8 protein-coding genes are annotated in these 7507 nt (G+C 71.2%); 7 read left to right on the top strand and 1 reads right to left on the bottom strand.

Annotation, left to right across the window (positions count from 1 at the left end; all coding sequences use genetic code 11):
* From I0Q12_RS18380 to I0Q12_RS18350, 7 genes are all read left to right on the top strand, one after another.
* Nucleotides 1-966 (top strand): NlpC/P60 family protein (locus I0Q12_RS18380; RefSeq protein ID WP_197253327.1); only part of this gene is annotated, 966 nt, incomplete at its 5' end.
* A gap of 150 nt (nucleotides 967-1116) precedes the next feature.
* The gene (locus I0Q12_RS18375) at nucleotides 1117-2331 is read left to right on the top strand and encodes a MoxR family ATPase (RefSeq protein WP_197253325.1); all 1215 of its coding nucleotides are present in this window, start codon (nucleotides 1117-1119) and stop codon (nucleotides 2329-2331) included.
* The gene (locus I0Q12_RS18370) at nucleotides 2328-3281 is read left to right on the top strand and encodes a DUF58 domain-containing protein (protein ID WP_197253323.1); all 954 of its coding nucleotides are present in this window, start codon (nucleotides 2328-2330) and stop codon (nucleotides 3279-3281) included. Before I0Q12_RS18375 ends, I0Q12_RS18370 begins: the two co-directional genes overlap by 4 nt.
* The gene (locus tag I0Q12_RS18365; RefSeq protein WP_197253320.1) at nucleotides 3278-4258 is read left to right on the top strand and encodes a VWA domain-containing protein; all 981 of its coding nucleotides are present in this window, start codon (nucleotides 3278-3280) and stop codon (nucleotides 4256-4258) included. Before I0Q12_RS18370 ends, I0Q12_RS18365 begins: the two co-directional genes overlap by 4 nt.
* 63 nt (nucleotides 4259-4321) lie before the next feature.
* The gene (fabG1, locus tag I0Q12_RS18360) at nucleotides 4322-5083 is read left to right on the top strand and encodes a 3-oxoacyl-ACP reductase FabG1 (protein WP_197253318.1); all 762 of its coding nucleotides are present in this window, start codon (nucleotides 4322-4324) and stop codon (nucleotides 5081-5083) included.
* Nucleotides 5084-5135: 52 nt separating this feature from the next.
* A complete protein-coding gene (inhA, locus tag I0Q12_RS18355) occupies nucleotides 5136-5942 on the top strand; it encodes an NADH-dependent enoyl-ACP reductase InhA (protein ID WP_197253316.1) in 807 nt (268 codons plus the stop codon).
* 14 nt (nucleotides 5943-5956) lie between these two features.
* Nucleotides 5957-7030: a ferrochelatase gene (locus I0Q12_RS18350; protein WP_197253314.1), complete on the top strand. Its 1074-nt coding sequence runs from the start codon at nucleotides 5957-5959 to the stop codon at nucleotides 7028-7030.
* A 7-nt stretch (nucleotides 7031-7037) separates the two neighbouring features.
* On the opposite strand, the gene I0Q12_RS33195 is transcribed toward I0Q12_RS18350, so the two are convergent.
* Nucleotides 7038-7507 (bottom strand): winged helix-turn-helix transcriptional regulator (locus I0Q12_RS33195; RefSeq protein ID WP_231610959.1); only part of this gene is annotated, 470 nt, incomplete at its 5' end.

Genomic DNA, 7507 nt, shown 5'->3' with positions numbered 1-7507 from the left:
GCGTGGGACCGGCAGCGGCAGGCCGAGGAGGCCGCCCGCGCCGCCGCCGAGGAGGCGGCACGGCAGGCGGCAGTGGAGGCGGCGCAGCGGGTCGCGGCGGATGCCGCGGCGCGCGCCCGCGCCGCCGAGCTCGCCAACGGCCAGCGCCCGCACACCCAGATCGACGGTTATCGCGTCGACCCCGGCGACTGGGCGGGCGCCGAAACCCCGCTGCCGGACGACGAGGACGAGGACGACACCTCGACCGCGGATTCGTCGGGGGATTCGTCGACCGGGGACTCCTCCACCGGAGATTCGTCGACCGGAGGTTCCTCGACCGGAGGTTCCTCGGCCGAGGACGACACGGACACCGGGGACGGCTCGGACACCGGAGACAGCTCGGACGCCGGGGAGGGCACGGACACCGAGGACACCGAGGAGCCGAGCAGCAGCGGCCGGGACTGGGGCAACCCGGACCCCGGCGACCCGATCGACGAGAGTTCCGTCTCGCCGTCGACGCCGAAGTCCAAGCCCCGCACCACCCCGCGGACGACGATCACCGGCCCCGCCGCCGTCGAAACCGTGATCGATCGCGCGATGTCGCAGATCGGTGTGCCCTACGCGTGGGGCGGCGGCGACGAGAACGGCCCCACGCGCGGCATCCGCGACGGTGGCGTCGCCGACAGCTACGGCGACTACAACAAGGTCGGCTTCGACTGCTCCGGACTGATGATCTACGCGTTCGCGGGCATCGGGATCTCCCTGCCGCACTACACCGGCTACCAGTACACCGCAGGCAAGCAGGTGCCGTCGGCGGAGATGAAGCGCGGCGACATGATCTTCTACGGCCCCAACGCGAGCCAGCACGTGGCGCTGTACCTCGGGGACGGGCAGATGCTCGAGGCCCCGCAATCGGGTTCGCACGTGAAGATCTCCCCGGTTCGCTGGGCCGGAATGACGCCGTATGTGGTGCGGATGGTGTCGTGACAGCGTCCTGACCTGGTACTTCTCGATCGCCGCTCCGCGCAGGGCAGCATGCGCGGGGCACGGTGGCGGCGCCGGGCAGCCACACCTGGAATAGTGGTGCCCGAATGTGATCTCCAGCGGAACGACCTAGGCGAAAGCGGTGGATTCTTGGTGACCTCACGTGAGGGTGGGACGTCGGGCACGAATACCCAGGGCAATGCCCAGGGCGCGAATACCCAGGGCGCGACCGAGCAGGGTGCGACCACGCAGGGCCCGGGTTCGGCTCCGGCCCTATCGAAGGACGGGACGAAACCGCCCGCCACACCCGGCCAGGTGTCGGACGCGCAGCTCCTCGAGAGAGCGATCTACGAGGTCAAGCGCGTCATCGTCGGCCAGGACCGGCTCGTCGAGAGAATGCTCGTCGGTGTCCTCGCCAAGGGCCACGTGCTCCTGGAAGGTGTCCCCGGCGTCGCGAAGACCCTGGCCGTGGAGACGTTCGCGAAGGTGGTGGGCGGCTCGTTCTCCCGCGTCCAGTTCACCCCCGACCTGGTGCCCACCGACCTCGTCGGTACCCGCATCTACCGGCAGGGCCGCGAGGAGTTCGACACCGAGCTCGGGCCGGTGGTCGCGAACTTCCTGCTCGCCGACGAGATCAACCGCGCGCCCGCCAAGGTGCAGTCCGCGCTGCTCGAGGTGATGGCGGAGCGGCACGTCACCATCGGCGGCAAGACGTTCCCCATGCCCGAACCGTTCCTGGTGATGGCCACACAGAACCCGATCGAGAACGAAGGCGTGTACCCGCTGCCCGAGGCGCAGCGCGACCGCTTCCTGTTCAAGGTCCTCGTCGACTATCCGACGGTCGAGGAGGAACGCGAGATCGTCTACCGCATGGGTGTGTCCGCACCCGAACCGAAGCAGATCCTCGACAACGCCGAGCTGCTGCGCCTGCAGGACGTCGCCAGCCGGGTGTTCGTGCACCACGCGCTCGTCGACTACGTGGTGCGGGTGATCTTCGCGACCCGCGCCCCCGCCGAACTCGGCCTTGTCGACGTGGACGGCTGGATCGCGTACGGGGCCTCGCCGCGCGCGACCCTCGGCATCATCTCGGCGGCCCGGGCGCTGGCCCTGGTCCGCGGCCGCGACTACGTCGTTCCGCAGGACGTGCTCGACGTCATCCCGGACGTGCTGCGCCACCGACTGGTGCTGTCGTACGACGCGCTCGCCGACGAGGTCACCGCCGACCAGATCATCAACCGGATCCTGCAGACCGTCGGCCTGCCGCACGTCGCACCGCAGGTCAACGCGCCCAACCCGCCGGCTCCCGCACCGGCGGCGCCGGCCGTGGGTGTCCCGGCCGGCCCCGAGGCGGGTGCGGGGCAGCGGTGAGCCCACGCGCGCACGGGTCGCCGCCGACGTTCCGGTCCGGCGAACTGCGAGATCCCGCACTGACCGCGGCGCTGCGCACCCTCGAGCTCACCGTGCGGCGCCGGCTCGACGGCGTGCTGCACGGTGATCACCTCGGCCTGATCCCGGGACCCGGGTCCGAACCGGGCGACGCCCGCGAATACCAGCCCGGCGACGACGTGCGGCAGATGGACTGGTCGGTGACCGCCCGGACCACGCATCCGCACGTGCGGCAGTCCGTCGCCGACCGCGAACTCGAGACGTGGCTGGCCGTCGACCTGTCCGCCAGCCTCGATTTCGGCACCGGCGTCTGCGAGAAACGCGATCTGGCGGTCGCGGCGGCCGCGGCCGTCGCGCACCTGACCAGCGGCGGCGGCAACCGCATCGGCGCGGTCGTGAGCACCGGGCACGAAATCACGCGTTTCCCGGCGCGCGGCGGCCGCCTGCACGCCCAGGCGATGCTGCGGTCGATCGCGACCACCCCGCACGCGCCGGACGGCACCCGCGGCGACCTGCGCGGCGCGATCGAGGCGCTGCGCCGGCCCCAGCGGCGGCGCGGCCTGGTCGTCGTCGTCAGCGACTTCCTCGGACCGGTCGACTGGGAACATTCCCTGCGCGCACTGTCCGGCCGGCACGACCTGCTCGCGGTCGAGGTACTCGACCCCCGCGACCTCGAACTCCCGGATCTGGGCGACGTGGTGCTGCACGACCCGGAGACCGGACGCACCCGCGAGTTCACCACCACCGAACGGTTGCGTGCCGACTACGCCGCGGCCGCCGCCGAGCACCGGACCGAGGTGCAGCAGGCCCTGCGCCGCTGCGGCGCCCCGCAGATGACGCTGCGCACCGACCGGGACTGGATCGAGGACATCGTCCGGTTCGTCGCCGCCCGCCGGCACAGCTTCGGCGCGCCGGCCAAGGGGGTCCGATGAGCTTCTCCGACTTCTCGTCACCGTGGTGGCTGCTGTTCCTCGTCGTCGTCGCGGCGCTCGCCGTCGGCTACGTCCTCGTCCAGCGTCGCAAGCAGCGGCACGCGCTGCGCTTCAGCAATCTCGAGATGCTCGAGAAGGTCGCGCCGAACCGGCCCGGTCCCGCCCGGCACATCCCGGTCATCGCGCTGCTGTCCGCGCTGGCGCTGCTCACCGTCGCGTTGGCGGGCCCGACCGCCGAGCAGCGCGTCCCGCGCAATCGGGCGACGGTGGTGCTGGTCATCGACGTGTCGCTGTCGATGGAGGCCACCGACGTCGCGCCGAACCGGCTCGTCGCCGCGCAGCAGGCCGCCAAACAGTTCGCCGACGACCTGACCCCCGGCATCAACCTCGGCCTGGTCGCGTTCTCCGGTACCGCCTCCGTGCTGGTGTCGCCGACCACGAACCGCGAGGCCACCAAGTCGGCCATCGACCAGCTCACCCTCAGCGAACGCACCGCCACGGGCGAGGCGATCTTCACGGCGATGCAGTCCATCGACACCCTCGCCGCGGTGCTCGGCGGCGGTGACCAGGCGCCACCGGCGCGGATCGTGCTGCTCTCCGACGGCAAGCAGACCGTGCCCGAGAGCCCCGACGACCCGCGCGGCGGCTTCACTGCCGCACGGCAGGCCGCCGACAAGGGCATCCCCGTGTCGACGATCTCCTTCGGGACCGAATACGGCACCGTGACCATCGAGGACGAACGGATCCCGGTGCCCGTCGACGACCCGTCGCTCAAGGAGATCGCCAACCTGTCCGGCGGCGCCTTCTTCACCGCGTCCAGCCTCGAGGAACTCGAGGACGCCTACGACACGCTCGAGGAACAGATCGGGTTCGAAACCACCCGCGGTGACGCCAGCCGGCCCTGGCTGGTGCTCGGTGTGCTCGCCGCCGCGGTGGGTCTCGGTGCGGCGCTGGTCCTGCGCCAGCGGCTGCCCTGACAGCTTCCTTCCCCTTCGAGGTCCCGGCGGATCTCGATCGATCACCAGATAGGGTTCGACACCATGACCGACGCACCGACAGACGTTTCCGCTCCCGCCGGCCCGTCCCGCCCCGCCGAGACCCCACGCTCGGTTCTCGTCACCGGCGGCAACCGCGGCATCGGCCTGGCCGTCGCCCGGCGGCTGCAGGCCGACGGCCACAAGGTCGCCGTCACCCACCGCGGCTCGGGAGTGCCCGACGGATTGTTCGGCGTCGTCTGCGATGTCACCGACAGCGACTCCGTCGATGCCGCCTTCAAGCAGGTGGAAGAGCACCAGGGGCCGGTGGAGGTGCTCGTCGCCAACGCCGGCATCACCGACGACACGTTGCTCATGCGGATGACCGAGGAACAGTTCACGAAGGTCCTCGACGCCAACCTCACCGGCGCGTTCCGCTGTGCCAAGCGCGCCAACCGGGCGATGTTGCGCGGCCGCTGGGGCCGGATGATCTTCCTCGGTTCCGTCGTCGGCATGGCCGGGCAGGCCGGCCAGATCAACTACGCCTCCTCCAAGGCCGGCGTCATCGGCCTCGCCCGCTCGGTGACCCGCGAACTCGGGTCGCGGTCGATCACCGCGAACGTCGTGGCCCCCGGCTTCATCGAAACCGACATGACCGCCGAGCTGTCCGACGATCTGCGCGACACCGCGAAGAAGTTCATCCCGCTGCAGCGCCTCGGTCGCCCGGAGGACGTGGCAGCCGTCGTCAGCTTCCTCGCCTCCGAGGACTCCGCATACGTGTCCGGCGCGGTCATCCCCGTCGACGGCGGCATGGGCATGGGGCACTGACGGCGCGAACGCCGCGACCGTAACCGACACTCACTGGAGGACCGACACACTCATGGGCGGACTGCTCGAGGGCAAGACCATTCTCGTCACCGGCATCATCACCGACTCGTCGATCGCGTTCCACACCGCGAAGGTGGCGCAGGAACAGGGCGCGAAGGTGATCATCACCGGTTTCGACCGGCTGCGGCTGATCGATCGGATCGCGCAGCGGCTCCCGCAGCCGGTGCCGCCGGCGATCGAACTCGACGTGCAGAATCCCGAGCACCTCGCGGGGCTCGCCGACAAGGTGCGCGAACTCGCGCCGGAGGGCCTCGACGGCGTCGTGCACTCCATCGGATTCGCGCCGCGTTCGTGCCTGGGCAACCCGTTCCTCGACGCGCCCTGGTCCGATGTGGCCGTGGCCGTGGAGGTTTCGGCGTACTCGTACTCGGCGCTCGCGAAGGCGCTGCTGCCGGTGCTCAAGGACAACGCGTCGATCGTCGGCATGGACTTCGATCCGGCGCGGGCCGTGCCGTTCTACAACTGGATGGGCGTGTCCAAGGCGACCCTCGAGGCCGTCAACCGGTATGTCGCCAAGGAGGTCGGAAGCCGCGGCATCCGCTCCAACCTGGTCGCCGCCGGGCCCATCAAGACCCTCGCTGCCAAGGCCATCGCCGGTGACGCCACCGGACCGGGCGCCGAGATGAACCGGCTCAACGAGGGCTGGTCCGCGGCGTCTCCCATCGGCTGGGACGTCGACGACCCGACCCCGGTCGCCAAGACCGTGTGCACCGTGCTGTCGGACTGGCTGCCGGGCACCACCGGTTCGATCGTCTACGTCGACGGCGGCTTCCACTCCCAGGTCGGCTTCGGCGCCTGAGCGGGACACCGATCATGACGAACACCCCCGAGCCCTACGACGCGCTGCTGTTGCTGTCGTTCGGCGGACCCGAACGCCCGGAGGACGTGCGTCCGTTCCTCGAGAACGTCACCCGCGGTCGCGGCGTCCCCCCGGAGCGGCTCGAGGAGGTCGTGCAGCACTACCTGCACTTCGGGGGTGTCTCGCCGATCAACACCCTGAACCGGGATCTGATCACCCGGATCGAAGCGGAGTTCGCCGCGGCCGGGATCGGGCTGCCGGTGTACTTCGGCAACCGGAACTGGCATCCGATGATCGAGGACACCGTCGCCGCGATGCGCGACGACGGCGTCCGCAACGCCCTGGTGTTCCCGACCTCGGCGTGGGGCGGATACTCCGGCTGCCGCCAGTACCACGAGGACATCGCGCGGGCCCGCGCCGCCGTCCCGGACGGCCCGGCACTGACGAAACTGCGGCAGTTCTACGACCATCCGCTGTTCGTCGGAGCGGTCGCCGACGCCGTCCGGGCCGCCCGCACCGAACTGCCCGCGGACGTGCGCGAGAACGCCCGGGTGGTGTTCACCGCGCACTCGATCCCGCTGTCCGCGGACCGCACCGGCGGCCCCGCCGACGGCGCCGGCCACCTCTACAGCCGGCAGGTCGCCGAGGCGGCCCGGCTCGTCGCCGACGCGGCCGGCATCGACGACCACGACCTCGTGTGGCAGTCCCGTTCCGGGCCGCCGCAGGTGCCGTGGCTCGAGCCGGACATCGTCGATCACCTCGACGCCCTGCACGCGCGCGGCGTGAGCGCCGTGATCGTGGTGCCGGTCGGTTTCGTGTCCGACCACCTCGAGGTCGTGTGGGATCTCGACACCGAGGCGAAGCAGAAGGCCGCCGAGCTCGGCATGGGGTTCGTGCGGGCCGCGACCGCCGGGGCCGACGCCCGCTTCCCGCAGCTCGTCCGGGTGCTCGTCGAGGAAGCGGCGACCGGTCGGGAGCCGGAGCGGCTCGGTTCGGAACCGCTGCTCGGCGCCGGCCGCAACGGCGCGTTGTGCGCGGCCGGGTGCTGTCAGCTGCCGGCTCGGCCGACTCGACCGACGGCTCCCTGATCCCGGGTCACCCGCTGCTCTGCGCGGCGAGCGGGGAGGCGAACCAGCGCGGCAGGCTGCGGCGCAGGGTGACCGGCCCGTCGATCGCGACGGCACCCGAGCGCAAGGCCTCCGACCACTGCCGTTCACCGCGCCAGATCTCGGTGAGCGCCCGCAGATCCGCGGTGACCGCCACCGACTCCTCGAAACCGGGATCCACGTCGCACACGTCGACCTCGTCCGGGGTGATGACCAGCCACCACCGTCGTGACCCGCGCGGCGCACCGGTGAACGCGAACCGCACCACCACCCGGTCCTGAGGGATCGCGGAGCGGTCGACGTTGCGGTGCATGTCCCACATCAGCAGCTTCGGATCCAGATCCTCGTCGCCGAGCCGTCCGGTCCACCGCGACCCCCAGGCGCCGAGGGCGTCCACCACCGCCTCGAGATCCCGGCCGGCGGGGGTGAGCACGTAGCGGATGTCGCCACCGTCGGTGA

It is taken from the genome of Rhodococcus sp. CX, assembly GCF_015865005.1.
GTDB lineage: Bacteria > Actinomycetota > Actinomycetes > Mycobacteriales > Mycobacteriaceae > Rhodococcus.
The sequence above is the reverse complement of the archived record's forward strand: the minus strand, read 5'-3'. Positions and strand labels throughout refer to the sequence as shown.

Coding starts and splice junctions, on each gene's coding strand:
- I0Q12_RS18350 (WP_197253314.1), top strand. CDS start 5,957: ATGACGAACACCCCCGAGCCCTACGACGCGCTGCTGTTGCTGTCGTTC.
- inhA (WP_197253316.1), top strand. CDS start 5,136: ATGGGCGGACTGCTCGAGGGCAAGACCATTCTCGTCACCGGCATCATC.
- fabG1 (WP_197253318.1), top strand. CDS start 4,322: ATGACCGACGCACCGACAGACGTTTCCGCTCCCGCCGGCCCGTCCCGC.
- I0Q12_RS18365 (WP_197253320.1), top strand. CDS start 3,278: ATGAGCTTCTCCGACTTCTCGTCACCGTGGTGGCTGCTGTTCCTCGTC.